Below are 15310 nucleotides of genomic sequence, written 5' to 3' on the forward strand. Positions count from 1 at the left end.
CGGAGACGCCACTCAGTGCCGGCATTCCGCCTCCGGCTCAGACCCCGACGCCATCGCTGGTGACATGCGGTAACTCTAGCCACAAGCGTGGCGGCCGTGGCAACGGCTCGCCTGTCTCAGGCTCCTCACGGGAGCCGAGGAGTCGTGACGCGAACGAACCACTACGCACATGGACCAGACCGGAGGCGTGGAAGCCACTTGCCCATCAATGGACGGGGATAAAGCCCGCCCGCGCCGCCCAGACCTGCAAGGACCCACCGGACGGGCGCGGACTGTAGGACTTGTGGTCGAACTTCTTTCGAGCGCGAGGTCGCGGTGGCCCTGGCCGAGGTTGCGCGTAAGTGGTGGTTGTACGGGTTTGTGGTTCGGCCGTCTGACTAAAGATCAGATGCTCCCGAAGGCCGATCCGGGGACGCTTCGCGCTTATCGCTCAAGTCACCTGTGCAGAGCTGTAACGAACCCTGCTTGCGCCCGCGTCGTGGATGGCAAGTTTTCCTAGGGAATGGCCAAGCCTGAGGGTGAGGTGAGGGTTTGCGATAGTCCCTCATCGACCTTGCTGATGTGTACGATGGGCGTTTTCCAGTGGAAGGCGTGCCCGCACGCTCGATGCAGAAGACGGCCGGTAATCCGCCGGTCAGGTACCGAGCCTGGTGTGAGTTGGTCAGGGCACGACGACCGAGAAAGATGAGCAGGGGAGCCTCTCGGGGAGGGAGGGAACATCATAGTGACCCTTATGGACGCTGTCTTCGTGCATGATCGGGCGGACAGCCGTTTTCGCCAGGCCTGGGGAGATCGGTGGAGCTGCTGATAATCCGGCAAGATGGACGCGATCGCCGGCGCCTGCGGAGGGGTAATGTTAAGTTTGCCACCGTAGAGCTGGCGGTTCACCCGTTGATAGGGGCGTCACCGTCGGCTGTATCGTCCGCCGTGACACCTACCTCGATGAGTTGTAGGCCCGGCACGCCCTCTCAGGGACATCGTTCCGATGTCCCTGAGAGGGCGTGCGTATTGTCGGCGAGCAAGGCCATCGGTGCCTACACTTACGACGCAGTAAACCAAAGTTCTGCCGGTACGGTAGCAGCTCAGCATGCGGACCGAATTTGGCAACTCAAGACGCTGGCTTCACGTCAAGCAGGGGAAACTCAGGCACTTGAGACCAATCGAGTTTCTCGGCGACTTCGCTGGCGGCAAGGTCCGCCAGGTGGGCCGCGCACGTGACGTATATCCGGGCACAGGTAATCGCGCCGTGAAGGGCAAGAGAATGAGTGCCTGATGGCATCCGCCTCAGCACGCTGCTCGCAGTGGCCTTGCCCTTGAGTGGGCCGGGCCAATGCTCGGTCCGCCAGCCGCTTGCCAAGCCGTGAGTTAGGCAATGGCGCACCTGCATCCACCCATCGGCCTGCGACACGGCGTCTGACCACGGAATCTGCACCTGCCTCCACCAACTCTTTCCGACAGGAGGTGGATCCCATACATCAAGGGCGAATCCGACACCGATCTTCGACGAGATGCAATTGAACTCTCCAATAAGCTTGTCGCGGAACACCGCGACAGTAGGATTGTTCATGGAGACCTTCGCGGCTATCTGACCCAGGCTGCTTCCACGCGCGTAGAGCGCGGTGGCGAGGAAGTCCTCCGCGAATCCTTCGAACGCCGATATGACACCGAGCGTTACTGCCGGAGCAAGGGCAGCGTAGTTTCCTGGGTTGCCCTGCTTACGCGGATGCAGCTGAATCAATCGCGACGGCACCTGCAGAGATCGCGCGAACCGCTCCACTGAGGGTTGGAGATTGGCTGGTAGCAAGCGTTCCTCCTAATGTCGGCGATCAGCGCGAGTGTTACGTCGCGACTCCCGCTCGTGTCGGCGGGGACACAGCCAAACGATCATCCCTGATCCCCTGCAGCATGCGTCAATGGGCCAACGGCAGTGAGACCGCCTTCTTCCTCGCCCGGACGTCCCACGCTCCTCTGGGGGTTGATTTAGAGACCATAGTGCAGGAACGAGGCCCAGAGGTTGGGGTGGCCGGGGCGGCGGTCGCGCAGGGTGCGGGCGGCGAAGGCGAGGGCGGCGGGGGCCGTGGCGTGATCGCCGGCATCGCGGAAGAGCTCGGAGAACTCGGCAGCGATCAGGTCGCTGCCCGGCCGGAGGGTCGCCCCCACGCTTCGGGAACCGGTGCCTGAAACCCGGCGGCGAGGTGGTCATCGTTCCGAGTGCAATGACGCGGCCGTTTCGGCAGCGTACTTCTGCATCATGGCGTTCATCTCGGCCGCGACCCGGCTCCGCGTCCGCGTCATCCGCTCCCGGTACTGCCCGGATTCGGGTGATCCGCTGGGACGAGCGCCACGGCGTCGGCGGCCAGCCGGGCCGCGTGTCGAAGTCGTCGTCCTAGCCTCGGGTCAGGTAGGCGTCACTGAGCCGGCGAGCCGCTCCGGCAGATCCTGATCGTTCGCGCCGGTGGCCTCGACCGCGGCGGTCAGCAACAGGATCACGGCTTTCACCAGGGCCTCGTGTTGCTGGCGGGCGAGGTCGATCAGGGTGTCGGCGTAGCGGGTCCGCATCGTCGGCTCGGCGGCCAGCCCGATCATCCGGCGCAGCGGGTCGCGCATTGGTTCAAGACTGCCTCCAGCGCGGCCAGCCAGTACATCAGCGTCTGCACCAGATCGTCGGGTCGCCGGGCGCTGGCCGTTGCTTTGTGCCGCTGAATATGGAACTTGCCGAGGATCTCTCGGGCCTGCGGGATGCTCGGCGAAGCGGGATCCCTTGCGCCACCAGGGAAGCTCGGCTGGCAGCTCGAGCACGAGAACGTCACCAGTTTCCCGGGCCTGACCGACGTCACCGTCTCGTTCTGGCCGCCTTCGAGCGTGCACATCACCCGGCCGTCGCGTCCGTCAGCGCGAAACTACAAGGCGAACTCCATCCCGTCGGGTTGGGAACGGCCGCCGGTGGTTGCGGTCGACCTCGAGCGAGCCACATGTAGGCGAGCATGTTTCGCCAGAGCGAAGCCGACCACCGGGAAGCGGGAGTGGGGTGCGGGTGCGGCCGCGCATTTCAGAGATGCCGTCGGCAAACGTGGGGCGATCGCCCGACACAGGTTCAAGCTACCTCCTTGAGACCTCAGCTCTTCGTCAGTAGCCGCCGACCCTCCGTCCCGAATTTGTCCACGACCAGGAACGCCTTACCCAGTTCGTTCAGTGTCAGCTCCAGCCGCCAAAAGTCCACCTCGCCAGAGGGGTTGGCGTAGGGTCGCAGTCTTGGGGCCAATGGTCGGCGGCGCCAGGGGTCGATGACTTCGATGACAAAGTGATCTCCCTTGTCGTCGTGCATGACGTACTCGGCCTCGTACTGGTCCCGCTGGTCGTACTCGGCGTCCTCGTACGTCTCTTCATGTACTTGTATATCGGCCCACGCGAACATCCGGGGGACCGCCTCCGCGTAGCTCGCGAGTCCGAGGAACACGCCCCAACTCGCCAACTCCTCCGGCTTTTCGCCGTCCTCGTTGTCGACACCCAGGGAGATATGGCCCCGCCCGGACGTCTTGTTGATCCATTCTTCGATGTCCACGACGAGTCGCTTGCCACTAGCTAGCATCTCTATCCAGGGCTTTGCCAGCTGCAGCTGACGGATGCGTAGTACGTAAGGGTCGCCTTCAGCGGCCTCACGGAGCGGAGCCGCCGCACTAACATCTAACACTTGGTCTTCCGGCACGAGCAGCTTCCAGCCGCCAGTTGGCGTCTTCTGAAGCGTCTGGCGGTTCATCAGCTGCCAGTGGCAGCGCTTGGTCCCAGGGTGGTAGAGCACTATCGCGACGGGAAGGCTGTGGTTCAGCCAATATCTGACATGTTCGGCGTCGGGTCGGAACCACCAGCCGCCCCTTGGGGCCGGCTGGAACCAGCTCTCACCGCTCTTAATCTGCAGTGCGAGCAGCCGTCCGCGCACGTCCTCGCCGTCTACCACCTCGATCTGCGCGTCAATGCCGTAGTCCTCCGTGGGCTGCTCACGGAACAGCCACTTCAGCTTATCCTCGACGGCTAGCTTGGTTTGGGTCACGCCAGTGCTGGCGACCCCGGCGGAGGGTTTGCGACGCATACCCACATCATCCCTGCCGAGTGACACGCTTTGGCGCTGGCCGGCTGGGCAGGATCCGTCGCCAACCGTGCCGGTCGACCCCATGAGTCGGGCCAGATGACCCACGAGCGACATTGACGTGCTTAAGGCGCTCTAAGCAGTAGGTTGTCGGAGTTCTTCGCTAGCACCTCGTGGAGGGAGGTCCGCACCACTTCGACGCGCTCGGGCCCGGGCTAACTCTGAATCTAGTCCTGCGAGGCGCCTCACCACGGCGTTTGTGTCGGCGCATCAAGCTAAGTACGGTCACCGTCACCCGAACTTGACGTAGGCGACTTGGGAGGTTTGCGTGGCCGACACGAGCTGGATCCCGGTTGCGAGCGCGGGCGTTGGTGCGGCCATTGCCCTTGCCGGGACGGTCGTCAGCAGTGTCCGGTCCGACCGCACTCAGCGCAGCCGAGACCGGGAATTGGAGCGCTTGAGCACGTATGTTGATTTCGCCGTGGCGATCCACGACGCGCATTCCGCACTGCGCGACGTAGCTCGTGCCGTGACGAACCCCGAAGAGCAGGCGGTTGCCGCAGGGCAGACTCTACAAGACTCCAAGGTGTACGGCATTCGAGAACGACTGCTGATGTCGGCGACGATCGAGATGGCCAAGGCCAGCGAATCCGTTTTCTTCGCGCTGATCGATATCCGAGACGCTGTCCGTGCCGGCACCGAGCTTTCCGGGGCCGCCTACCACGACGCCTACCACGTGTTCGCTGACGCGATCTGGAAGTTCCGGATCGCCGCCCGCCAGGAACTGAGCCAACGCCCGATCGTGCCTGCCGATCTCGGCCGGATTAACTGGTCCGAGAGGGAGGAATGTCCCGTGTGTGGCCAGACCGTCTCGTCGGCCTGACGTCGGTCGGACGGCCGACTCCCGTCCGTCGCGTTGAGTGACATCATGGTCGCCATGATGGACGGCACGGAGGATCGGACCCTCCGCGTGCTCGCGATCGATCACCACTGGCCCTCCGCCCGCGGCGGGGTTGGCACGTTCAACCGAGACCTGTGCATCGCCCTTGCTAACGCCGGTGCTGAGGTGTACTGCCAAGTGCTGGCCGCGACACAGGAAGACCTCGACCACGCGCAGCGAAGCCGTGTCCGGTTGCTGTCTACGCGTGTTCGCAGTGGCTCGGAGGGCGAGCGGATGATGCCTCACCCACGGCTTCCGATGAACGTGCCGGTCGACGTGATCATCGGACATGGCCGTGTCTCCGGAAGGTTCGCGGAGCAGTACCGAGCGCACTGGCGCAACGCCGTCTACCTGCATTTCGTTCATACCGATCCGGATGAGATGGAGTGGCATCGAGATCCGACGGAGGACCCGCAGGGTCGCCTGGCCGAGCTGAAGTGGAACGAGGAGCTTCTCCTGATGCGGGCGGCAGACGGCGTGCTCGCCGTCGGGCCCCTTCTTCAGGAGCGGGCAGCGCTCGATCTTGAGCCGGCCGACGACCTGGAGGTGCGGCCGATCCGGATAGACCCGGGATTCGACTCGCCGGACGGAAACGACGTGAGTTGGCGGAGGCCACTTTCGCGGCGGCAGAAGACTCGCATCCTGATTCTCGGGCGACTCGTTGACGCCGAGATCAAGGGCGTCGACATCGCCGCACGCGCGGTCGCGGAGGCCATCCGGATCCGGCCCGGCGACGGCCGAGACATTCAGCTGATGTTGCTCGGTGTTCAGGACGGTCAGCAGCGCGCGACTCGCGAGGCGGTCCAGGGGTGGACCGGTCTCGAAGGATTGGATGTCCGTCTACGCGCGTACACGACCGACAGCGAGTCCGTACGGGACGAGCTCGTTCGCGCCGATCTCGTGCTCATGCCGTCCCGGGCGGAGGGTTTCGGCCTGGCCGGTGCCGAGGCGATCAAGGCCGGAACGCCCGTGCTGGTCAGCGGCCGGAGTGGGCTGGCTCGTCTGCTGGAAGAGAGAGCGCCGGGGTTGGTCGTGCCAGTAACAAAGAACGCCGCTCGGGACGGGGAGGAGTGGGGACAAGCGATCGCCCGTGTGCTCCGACAGCCGGCCGAGGTGCGTCTCCGGGCCGCAGCGGACCTGCGCGATCGTCTGCAATCCACGGTGACCTGGGCGAAGGCGGCAGACGACGTTCTAGAGACGGCGTCAGTCCTGCTTCGGGCTGACGCATGGAACAGGCCGAATCACGTCGCCGCTTTCATCTGCCATGCCGGCGCAGACGAGTTCGCCGACCGGCTCACCCGGAGCACGAGACTCTCCATCGACCATGTGACTCCATTTCACTGGCCCGATCGCATCTCCACCAAAGCCGCCATGGTCGAGGTCCTCACCAAGGCGGAGGCCGTGCTTTTCGTTCTAACCGCCGAAAGCGCCCGGCTGAGCGACGCCAACTTCTGTGTCGCCTTTCTCCGCCTCGCTGTCGAATGGAACAAACCGGTCGTCGTGTTGCGACAGCAGTACGGCGCCCGGCCACCGGTCGACCTTCCCCGCAGCGTCGAGGTCGACTTCACCAGTGGTTATCGCAAGGGTCTCGCCGACCTAGCGGTCGCCTTGGCCACGATCGACAGCGGCGGGAAAGTGCCGATCGCTCGGGCGGAGCCGGACCGGCCGCGGACGGCCGGGCTGCATCCCAACTTCCTGGTGATCAATGAGATGCCGTCGATCGCCACGGTCACCTTCCAGGACCGCAAGAGGGAGAGGGGCTTCCTGGTGAAGGCCGTGTCCCGCCCCGGTTTCCGGCTGGTGCGGCTCGAAGGCGGCGACGGCATCGGGAAGACCGCCATGCTGCGGACGCTCCGCGACGAGCACATGGACGGCGAGGGCACCACACCGCTTCGAGCCTTCGTGTACTTCTCTGCTCGGGGATACCGGTGGATCACTGTGCCGACGCTGCTTGAAGATCTATTGGCGGCGGCTGGTCCGGCCGCACCAGCCGGTCTCGTCGAAGATGTGCGCGGCAACCCGTGGAGAGTGATGCTGCCCAAGGTGACCGCGGCGCTTGCCAGGCGCCCGGTTGCGGTCGTCATCGACGACGCCGACGAGCTCTTCGACGACTGCGGCATTTGGCGGGATCGTGACCTCGCTAACCTTCTGCGTGACCTTGCCAGGCATGACAACGAGATCAAGGTCGTCATGTCGGTCCGGGGCCCGAAGGTCAGCCGGCCGGTCGCCCCTGACCCGGCGTTGGACGGCCGTACCGAACAGGTGAACCTCGACCGCGGGCTTCCGGTCCCGGATGCCAAGTCATTCCTGAAGGGATTGACCGGCGATGGAACGATATCGGCGGACCGGGTCGAGCTGTTGCTAGACCGCACCGGCGGTCACCCGCGAGCACTGGAACTCGTTGCCGGAGTTGTGCTGCGGCACGACCTGGTCGCCCTCGATACCGTGGCCCGCGCGCTCAACGAGCCCTCCCAAGCGTATGCCCAGCTCTTCCAATTCTTGTTCGGGCGCCTGAGCCTCGATGAGCGCCGGGTAGTGCAGGCCCTGGCCGTGTTCGCCCGGCAGGTCCCGGCGAGGGCCGTCGCCGCCCTGCTCAAAGAGATAGCACCGGCACTGGACGCCGAGCCTCTGCTGAGGTCGCTCCGGACGGCGTTCGTCATCCGCGGATATGACGAGCACTACTATCTGCCTGCGGCAGAGGCGGAACTGGCCCGTGCCTCGCTGATCACCGAGGATGAGGTGGGCTCGTCGAGCTCCCTCACGGTTGAGGCTCTGTGGCGACGAGGGGTGACGTACTTCGCGTCCCAGCGATTGCCTGAGCCGAAACGGGCCGAAGATCTCTGGCCCCAGTACGGCGAGGTGGAGCTTTGCCTAAGGTCATGTCGCTGGGAACACGCTTTGCGGGTGATGAATGACATCGATGACAGGTTTCTGACGCGATGGGGTCAGAGTCACGTCCTCGGCTCCTGGCGCGAGCAGTTGAGGGGCAACCTTAGGCGGGGCGACCTGGAGGGCTCAAACCTTTCGCACATGGTCGCGGCTCGGCGTCAGTTCGAGGGCCACACCGACGACCTAGGCGACATCAGGGAAGCGCTGCGATTCGCTGAGTCGAGCAGCCCGATCAGCGTGCCGACCGTGACGGTGCAGATGGCCAACGCCCTTGTGGGACTGGGCCGAACCGCAGACGCCGAGCGGTACTTCCGGCTGGCGACGGCGGACGCGGCCGGCGACGATCTAATGGGCGTGGAGATCGATGCCCGGGCGGGCCGAGCGCAGTGCCTGGTCAAAGCGGGAGCTTTCGACGAAGCCGAGATGGAGCTGGACGAGGCCGCGCGCATCACCCGGAAGTTGGAGCCGCCTCGCTTCCGAGATGGTAAGTGGATCCATCTGCTCCGGATGCGGGGTTGGGTGGCGCGCCAACGCGGCGATTACTGGCTCGCCAACCGGCTTCTCCAGCGGGCCTTGGAGCTGGCCGAGGAGACCGGCGATGATCTACCGCGCGGTCAGGTTCTGGCCTCTATGGCCACGAGCGCGCTGGTGACGGCGCTCCCCGACGCGGCCCTTGACCTGGCCGTTCAAGCCGCCGCGATTGGCGTCCGCCTGGACAACCACACGTTGCTGCGGGAGGCGAATCTGACCCAGAGCCTAGCTCTGCTCGACTTGGCGGATATCGATGAGGCCGGAAAAGCGGCCGAACGCGGCGCCCGATATGCGACCCGGCCCGGCGCGCTTGGAATCCTCGGAGTCCAGGGTCTGATCGCGTTCCGCCAACATGATCACGACAAGGCCCGTCGGGTAGTCGGCGAAGCGCTCGACCTCCTCCGTGCCCTCGGTGGGCGTGACGTCCGCGACGATCGGGACTATCAGCTTTGGGACGCCGAAGGGGTCGTGCGATGCGGGTCGGCCCTGCTCGGTGATCGTCCGATCGACGAAGCCATCACCGCTTTTGAGAACGCCCGCGCGATCGCGGCCGAGCCTGGACTGCTCTCCTACAACGACCTGGTCCTGAGGCAATTCGGCGAACGCGCTGATCCGACGATGCTCACACGCGTACACCGCGCTGCGTGCGGCGCGGGCTACGGCGGGTTCGTGGCCGACCGGCGCTTCACACCTTGACGAGTAACCACCGCGGTACGAGCTCCTCAGCATCCGGCCAGCGGACCATGGCGTGAGGGCGGCCGTACAAGGACCTGAATCCGAGGATATGCCCGAATTGCGGGTCGGCGGAGGGATCCAGGTCGATGAGGTTCAGCCGCACCGCCTGACCGACGACAAGCTCCCTGCTCGCCGGGTTGTACCGGCAGTGATTCCAATCGTCGTCGTCGGACCACGGCGTGTCCGGCATGCCAAAGTCGTCATCAACCATCATTCAACCCCTGATCGGGACGCTACGGCCGGGCTTAGCCGCAGGTCTACGACGACTCCGGTGACAGGGACGTGCCATTTCGGGGGTGGTTCATGTCGCACACCGGTCGGCGGAAAAGGCCCCTCGATGATGGTGTTGCGGACACCCCGCAGCGGAAGATCTAGCCGGGAGGCGGCCAGATCGATGAGTGTTCGCGTTGCCGTGGTTGATCCGCTGCCGTTGTGCCGCCGAGGGGTTGCGGCCGCGCTTGGGGAGCTCGGCCACGCCGTCGACTCGCCCGACGACGTGGTGAGTTGGCTGGGCGATGTGGATCAGGCGGTGGTTCTCGGACTTTCCCGCGACTTCGGCTGGGACGTCCTCGCCGACCTGCGCGAGCGTCGCCCCGCGCTGCCGATCCTCGTGCTGATCGACAAGCCGGACCTTCGGTCATACGTCCGAGCGGTAAAGGACGGCGCCACGGGCGCTGTGGCGCGTTCGTGTTCGCCACTCGAACTCCAGCGGGTATTCGCCGCGCTGCTCGACGGCCAGGCCCTCCTTCCCGTCGATGTCGTTCGCTCGCTCGCCACCGAAGACCGTGCCACCGATGTGCCGTCCGAGCAGGAACGGTCCTGGCTCCGGCAGCTCGCCGACGGCGGCACGGTGGCTGACCTTGCGGAGAGGGCCGGCTACTCGGAGCGCATGATGTTTCGGCACCTGCGGGAGCTCTACGGCCGGATTCCGGCTCGTAACCGTACCGAGGCGCTGATGTATGCCCGTGATCGCGGCTGGATCTGAGTCGGTCTCGGCTGCGCTAGATTGCTCTGGCGGGTCGGCTCGCTGACCAGCGAGGCTTCGCTGTTCCTCTGGCAAGGACGCCTCCTTTACCCGACCCGCCAGCGCCCGCACGAGCGATCGAGGCCGGCGGACGGTGGCAGGCCGGGCGCCGGCTCGCTCCCCGGCGGGCGGGACGGTGGCAGATAGGGATAGGGGAAACATCTCGGCGCTGCGGGCCAAGCAGCCCTCGGTCGACCTGCGCTGCCGGGAGCTGGGCTCGCAGTCGTTCAACAGCTGACGCCGTCCTTCGCGTACCCGAAACAGGCAGCCGGCGTGGCTGCGTTGAGCCGGCCTGGCTCGTGCCGCACCCAGCCGCAGAGCGCTTCAAAGTTTCCTGGCTGCTTCCCCACCCCTTCACAAAGATGCCCTTCGATGGCCATGATCGTCAGAGACGGTTGCCGTCCACCCAGTGCCGAGGAGGCCCCTATGCGGGTAACCCGAGTACCTGCCCGTTTTCCATGCATCACGCGCTACGCCGCCACAGTCGTCCTCGCCGCCGTCGCCGCCCTGGTCGGCGTCAGCGCGCAGCCCGCGTCCGCCGCACCGCCCGGGATCCCCTCGAAGGCGACGGCCCAGTCGCAGCTCAACGCCTTGACCGTGGCGACGCAGGGCTCAACGAGCGGCTACTCGCGGGACCTGTTCCCGCACTGGGTCACGATCAGTGGTAGCTGCAACACCCGCGAGCAGGTTCTCAAGCGTGACGGCACCTCCGTCGTCGTCGACAGCTCCTGCGCGGCGACCTCCGGTCGCTGGTACAGCCCCTACGACGGCGCGACCTGGACGGCGGCCTCCGACGTCGACATCGACCACGTCGTTCCCCTCGCCGAGGCGTGGCGCTCCGGTGCCAACTCCTGGACGACGAGCCGCCGGCAGAGCTTCGCTAACGATCTCACCCGTCCGCAGTTGATCGCGGTGACGGACAACGTCAACCAGTCCAAGGGCGACCAGGACCCGTCCACCTGGCAGCCGCCACTGTCGTCGTACCGGTGCACCTACAGCAAGATGTGGATCACCGTGAAGTACAGCTGGGGCCTGACCCTGCAGTCGTCGGAGAAGTCCGCCCTGCAGAGCATGCTCAACACCTGTAGCTCCTGAGCGCGATCCGGCTGACGGCCTGCGCCCCGAGGTGCGGACCGTCAGTCGGGTGCTAGGTCTGCTGTGGCGGCTGGCTGTCGCCGGACTGCTTGCGCCACTGGCCGCCCGCGTCGGCGGCGAGCAGACGCTTGACCACGGCGAGCGCCTCGCCTTCGGTGTCGAACTCCCACCGGAGCACCCGGCCGGTCTCGCTGTCGCCGGCGCGGGCCGTGACCTTCCACCGGACCTCGCGGACAAGCCACACATCTCGGCGGCCCAGGCGACCCCAGATCCCGTTCCACCAGCGCGCCGTCACATCCTCCACCAGCTAATCGTACAAGTGTCCGATTAGCTGATGATGGTGGGTAGCGATGTGGCCGTGCTGGGGTGGTGCCGTTCTCTGGTCGGAATACAGGCTGCTCCGACTTTGGCCGGTTGGCAGCCCACGCCGAGGTCATTGGTCCTGGGGGACAGGGCCGTCGTACTGGAACGTTGGTGGGTCGACCTCGCCGGCGCAGCGGAGGTAGCGGTGCTGCACCGGCGGGCTGGGGTGATCGCGGGCACCGAGGTAGGCGCCGCTTTGCGGTAGGACGATGGCTTGCGGAAGGGACCCGTCGTCGTCAACCTCAATGTGGGTGAAGCGGCCGTCGGCGGGTCCGCCGAGCAGCCATGCCTCGACGGCGGGCATCAGCGACTTACCGTCAGTGTGGCGGCGGCTGTCAGCAGGCCGGCGACGGCGGCGATGAGGGCGGCCGTCGCGCCGATGAGGCCAGTGACACCGGCGAGGTGCTCCAGCGGTGTCGGCCTGTCCGTGCGCCGTGATCGGCTGCGTGCACCCCGGGTCATGGCTGCGCTCCTTCGTCATTGGATGGGACGTGGCGTCGTCCCTGCGGAGGTACTTCAGCAGTGGTGGTCCAGCCGATCAATGCCTGATCGCATTAGCTGTGGACAACTCAGGTGCCTGTGGATAACCAGATGATCACTGCGGGCTTCTGGGATCATGCGCCGCTCGTTGCCGACCCTGAGCGAGGTGGGTCGATGAGAACGCCGTCATGGGCCCACACGTGGTGACCGTCGGGCCATTGGATAGCTGGCCCGTCGTCGGCATGGAGACGGTCCTGCTCGTCGAGTGTGAGCAGGGTGGGTCGCTCGCTCATGACCACGGTTTGCGGGAAGGGCCACCAGGGTCCGCTGGTCAGCGCGACGTCGCGGCAGCCCTGCCAGGCGGCGCCGGGGTCCGTGTCGAAGGCTCTGCGGTAGGTGTCGATGGCCGCCAGGACCATGAGGTCGGGGTAGAGGCACCAGGCCGGGTCGAAGATTCGGTCGTTGAGCCCGGGTGTGCTGTAGCGGACGACGGCACGAGCCTCATCGTTCTGGTCGACGAGCCCGTGCTCGTCGGACCAGTACCAGGCCGGTTGGAGCGTGTAATCGGCGCTGATCGCGCGGTCGATCGCTGACCACATGGGGCTCACGACCTGCCGGTAGGTCTGGTGCACGGCGTGAAGCACGGGCCGTAGCGCCGATCGCTCGGACGGTAGGACCGGCGGGCACCGGTAGGGGCGCTCCATGAGGTCGTACCGCTCGTCCATGCCGTCGTAGCGTTGCTCGCCGTAGAACCCCTTGCGTTCGAAGTAGGAGTGGAACTCGCCGAAGGCGGCGAACCGGTCAGTGTCGCTGGCCCGATCGATGAGTGGGGCGCGGGCTGCGGACAACGCCTGGTTCAACACCGCGCGACGCACGGAATTGACGAGTGGAGCCTGCCCCTCTTCGAGGAACCTCCTGATGAGCTTGAGTGCGGCCCAGGGAGACGGGCACCAGATGAACTTTGTGGGCTCGGGCTTGCCTGCGGTGCGGTAGGCGGCGCGGGCTGCGGCTTCGGCGGTGTCGTGGTCGGCGGGTTCGGTTGTCAGGACTGCGCGGGTCCATGTGCGGGCGGTGCCGTCGGTGGGGTGGGCGGGTGTGTTCGAGGGCTTCACGGTTCCATCCAATGCGTGTTGGTGTCGTTGGCAAGGGGCACGCAGGCGGGAGACGGCCTTACCACGGGGGTTCCTCGAGGAGATTCTTCGGCGGTTCGTGACGCTGGTGCGGTTTCGGCTGGCCTCTGCTGGCCGTGAGTGATTGACAGGTGACGTGAATGTGATCCTCATGTTTGACTATGGACATGGGGTCGGGGGAAGCGCGGTTGTCGATCGATTGCGGCAGCGCCGGCACCCAAGCCGTCCTGGCGTGGGCCGACGGCAGCGCGCACGTGCTGTCATTCGACGGGGATCCATCCCTACACAGCGCGTCATATTTGCCTGCGAACGGACAGGCGGCGGGGCCGCCCGCAGCGTTCATTCCGGGGCCGCGCCGTCCGGTGGAGGACGCGACGGCAGGTGACGCTGGTGGCGACGCGCTGGAGGTGGCGGCGTCGCCGCTGCGCAGGGTCGCCGCCGAAGCCGAGCGGGTCGTCGGTCAGCCGGTGCGGGACGTGCGGGTGGTAGTCCCGGCGGGGTGGGGGCCACGGCGGCGGACCTGGATGCGGCAGGTCGCGCACCGGGCGGGGTTGCCGCAACCGCGTCTGGTGGAGGCCCCGGTGGCGGTCGCCGAGTACCTGCTCACCACCGGTGTAAGGGTGCCGGTCGGTGCGTTCCTCGTCGTCTGTGACGTCGGCGCTGGCGCGGAGGTGACGGTGCTGCGCCGCGGGCCGGCCGGGTTCGAGGTCCTCGCGACCCTCGCCGACGCTGCGGCTGGCGGCACGGCAGTCGATCACGCGCTCGCCGACGCCCTCATCGGCGCGTCAACGGGAGAGGCCCAGGGCGCGTCGCGCCCGTCGGTGGCGCACAGCGTTCGGGTCGCCAAGGAAGCGTTGGCGATCCATCCGGCAGTCACGATTCCGCTCCCGGACCGGCCGCCGGTGATAGCGAACAGCGCGATGCTCGACGAGGCCGTCCGGCCGGTGGCGTGGCGCGTAGCCCAGTTGACCCAGGAAACGGTCGCCGCCGCCGAGCTCACGGTCGGCGACCTCGCCGGTATCTACTGTGTGGGCGGCAGCGCCCAGTTACCGCACCTAGCGGCGGCGATCGCCGAGCACACAGGCGCCGCACCCGTCGTCGTGCCCGAGCCAGGGCTGGTCGCGGCCCGGGGCGCCGCTGACGTCGGCGCCGTCGATACCGGAACGCTCGAGCGGGTGGAGGTGCAGGTGCCGCCCGTGCGGCGGGCGGCGGCGATCGCGGTCCCAGGCTTCGCGTCGCTGGCCCTGATCTGGCAGTGCCTGCTGACCGCCGAGGAGCATGGGGTGCTCGGTGTGTACTACTCGGTGAGTGTGAACTGGGGCGAGTTCACGATGGCGGCCGTGATGGCCCTGCTGGCGTGCCTGGCCGCGGGCACGGTCCTCGGTTCGCTGATCGTCGCCCGCAGTCCCACCCCCGGCACCCGAACCGAAGGGGGAAGGGTCAGCGTCGGGATCCTCGCCGCGGTGTCCCTCGGCGCGGCGATCGCTGGCCTGTACGCGGTGGTCACGAGCCAATACTTCGGTATGCCCGTGGGCCCGTACCTGAAGTGGGCGCTGTGGCCGATCGCGCCGGTGTCGGTGATGGCCGTGGCGATGGCGCTCGTCGCCGCCCGGCAGTGGCGTATCCCGCACGGCGGCTGGTCGGCGTTGCTGGCCGCGCCGACCGGATCCATCGTCGCCGCCACCCTCGGCATGGGATTGGTCCAGTACTCCCTGACCGCCGACCGGTGGCCGGACCGGATCCTGTGGATCGACATCGCCGGCCGCGTCGGCGGTCTCCTCCTCGGCGTCGCCGTGGTCATGGCAGTGGTGACACCGCTGATGTTCCGCATTATCCTCGCCGCCCCGCTGGCGGTGATCTTCGCGGCGATCGTCAGTAGACGGGCCGCCGGCATGCTCGGCGTCATCTACGCCATCGCCGTCGCGACCTGGTGGGCTACTCGGCTCTGGAGCCGAATCCTGCGCCCCGCCCCACCCACTCCCACCACACCGCCCACGGGCCTAGTCCGGGCGGACATGTCACCGGGTGGAGGCGGGTGA

At 66.6% G+C, this 15310-nt stretch carries 15 protein-coding genes; 5 read left to right on the plus strand and 10 right to left on the minus strand.

Translation table 11 applies throughout. The annotated features are described in order from the left end of the window. Nucleotides 1-1108 precede the first annotated feature (1108 nt). The 5 genes from ACLQ29_RS31470 to ACLQ29_RS31490 form a co-directional block, all read right to left on the minus strand. On the minus strand, nucleotides 1109-1738 hold the full coding sequence (locus ACLQ29_RS31470; protein ID WP_425775009.1) for a hypothetical protein: 630 nt from the start codon (nucleotides 1736-1738) through the stop codon (nucleotides 1109-1111). A 242-nt stretch (nucleotides 1739-1980) separates the two neighbouring features. Further along, entirely contained in the window at nucleotides 1981-2160 is a 180-nt protein-coding gene (locus tag ACLQ29_RS31475; RefSeq protein WP_425775010.1) for a hypothetical protein, read from the minus strand. A 237-nt stretch (nucleotides 2161-2397) separates the two neighbouring features. Next, the gene (locus ACLQ29_RS31480) at nucleotides 2398-2586 is read right to left on the minus strand and encodes a hypothetical protein (protein ID WP_425775011.1); all 189 of its coding nucleotides are present in this window, start codon (nucleotides 2584-2586) and stop codon (nucleotides 2398-2400) included. Then, nucleotides 2583-2870 carry a hypothetical protein gene (locus ACLQ29_RS31485; RefSeq protein ID WP_425775012.1) on the minus strand — a complete coding sequence of 96 codons (288 nt, stop codon included), beginning with the start codon at nucleotides 2868-2870 and terminating at the stop codon, nucleotides 2583-2585. Before ACLQ29_RS31485 ends, ACLQ29_RS31480 begins: the two co-directional genes overlap by 4 nt. 245 nt (nucleotides 2871-3115) lie before the next feature. After that, nucleotides 3116-4087, minus strand: a complete 972-nt coding sequence (locus tag ACLQ29_RS31490; RefSeq protein ID WP_425775013.1) for a DUF4365 domain-containing protein — start codon at nucleotides 4085-4087, stop codon at nucleotides 3116-3118. Nucleotides 4088-4412: 325 nt separating this feature from the next. On the opposite strand from ACLQ29_RS31490, the gene ACLQ29_RS31495 reads away from it, so the two are divergent. Both ACLQ29_RS31495 and ACLQ29_RS31500 read left to right on the plus strand, forming a co-directional pair. Beyond that, entirely contained in the window at nucleotides 4413-4967 is a 555-nt protein-coding gene (locus ACLQ29_RS31495) for a hypothetical protein (protein WP_425775014.1), read from the plus strand. Between the two features lie 45 nt (nucleotides 4968-5012). Further along, entirely contained in the window at nucleotides 5013-9140 is a 4128-nt protein-coding gene (locus ACLQ29_RS31500; RefSeq protein WP_425775015.1) for a glycosyltransferase, read from the plus strand. Here ACLQ29_RS31500 and ACLQ29_RS31505 read toward each other — a convergent pair. Then, nucleotides 9130-9390: a hypothetical protein gene (locus ACLQ29_RS31505; protein WP_425775016.1), complete on the minus strand. Its 261-nt coding sequence runs from the start codon at nucleotides 9388-9390 to the stop codon at nucleotides 9130-9132. The genes ACLQ29_RS31500 and ACLQ29_RS31505 overlap by 11 nt on opposite strands. A gap of 201 nt (nucleotides 9391-9591) precedes the next feature. Between ACLQ29_RS31505 and ACLQ29_RS31510 the strand changes: the two genes are divergently transcribed. Together ACLQ29_RS31510 and ACLQ29_RS31515 are read left to right on the plus strand one after the other, a co-directional pair. Further along, complete coding sequence (locus ACLQ29_RS31510; RefSeq protein WP_425775017.1) at nucleotides 9592-10164, plus strand: DNA-binding response regulator; 573 nt, start codon at nucleotides 9592-9594, stop codon at nucleotides 10162-10164. A gap of 465 nt (nucleotides 10165-10629) precedes the next feature. Then, the gene (locus tag ACLQ29_RS31515; protein WP_425775018.1) at nucleotides 10630-11298 is read left to right on the plus strand and encodes an HNH endonuclease family protein; all 669 of its coding nucleotides are present in this window, start codon (nucleotides 10630-10632) and stop codon (nucleotides 11296-11298) included. Between the two features lie 52 nt (nucleotides 11299-11350). Here ACLQ29_RS31515 and ACLQ29_RS31520 read toward each other — a convergent pair whose 3' ends face one another. The 4 genes from ACLQ29_RS31520 to ACLQ29_RS31535 all read right to left on the minus strand — a co-directional run bounded on the left by ACLQ29_RS31520 (nucleotide 11351) and on the right by ACLQ29_RS31535 (nucleotide 13253). Next, a complete protein-coding gene (locus ACLQ29_RS31520; RefSeq protein WP_425775019.1) occupies nucleotides 11351-11602 on the minus strand; it encodes a hypothetical protein in 252 nt (83 codons plus the stop codon). 129 nt (nucleotides 11603-11731) lie between these two features. Further along, the gene (locus ACLQ29_RS31525; protein ID WP_425775020.1) at nucleotides 11732-11965 is read right to left on the minus strand and encodes a hypothetical protein; all 234 of its coding nucleotides are present in this window, start codon (nucleotides 11963-11965) and stop codon (nucleotides 11732-11734) included. Then, nucleotides 11965-12123: a hypothetical protein gene (locus ACLQ29_RS31530; RefSeq protein WP_425775021.1), complete on the minus strand. Its 159-nt coding sequence runs from the start codon at nucleotides 12121-12123 to the stop codon at nucleotides 11965-11967. Before ACLQ29_RS31530 ends, ACLQ29_RS31525 begins: the two co-directional genes overlap by 1 nt. Nucleotides 12124-12275: 152 nt before the next feature. Further along, a complete protein-coding gene (locus ACLQ29_RS31535; RefSeq protein WP_425775022.1) occupies nucleotides 12276-13253 on the minus strand; it encodes a DUF6745 domain-containing protein in 978 nt (325 codons plus the stop codon). Between the two features lie 380 nt (nucleotides 13254-13633). Between ACLQ29_RS31535 and ACLQ29_RS31540 the strand changes: the two genes are divergently transcribed. After that, the gene (locus ACLQ29_RS31540; protein WP_425775023.1) at nucleotides 13634-15310 is read left to right on the plus strand and encodes an Hsp70 family protein; all 1677 of its coding nucleotides are present in this window, start codon (nucleotides 13634-13636) and stop codon (nucleotides 15308-15310) included.

Source organism: Micromonospora sp. DT228 (assembly GCF_049841595.1).
GTDB lineage: Bacteria > Actinomycetota > Actinomycetes > Mycobacteriales > Micromonosporaceae > Micromonospora.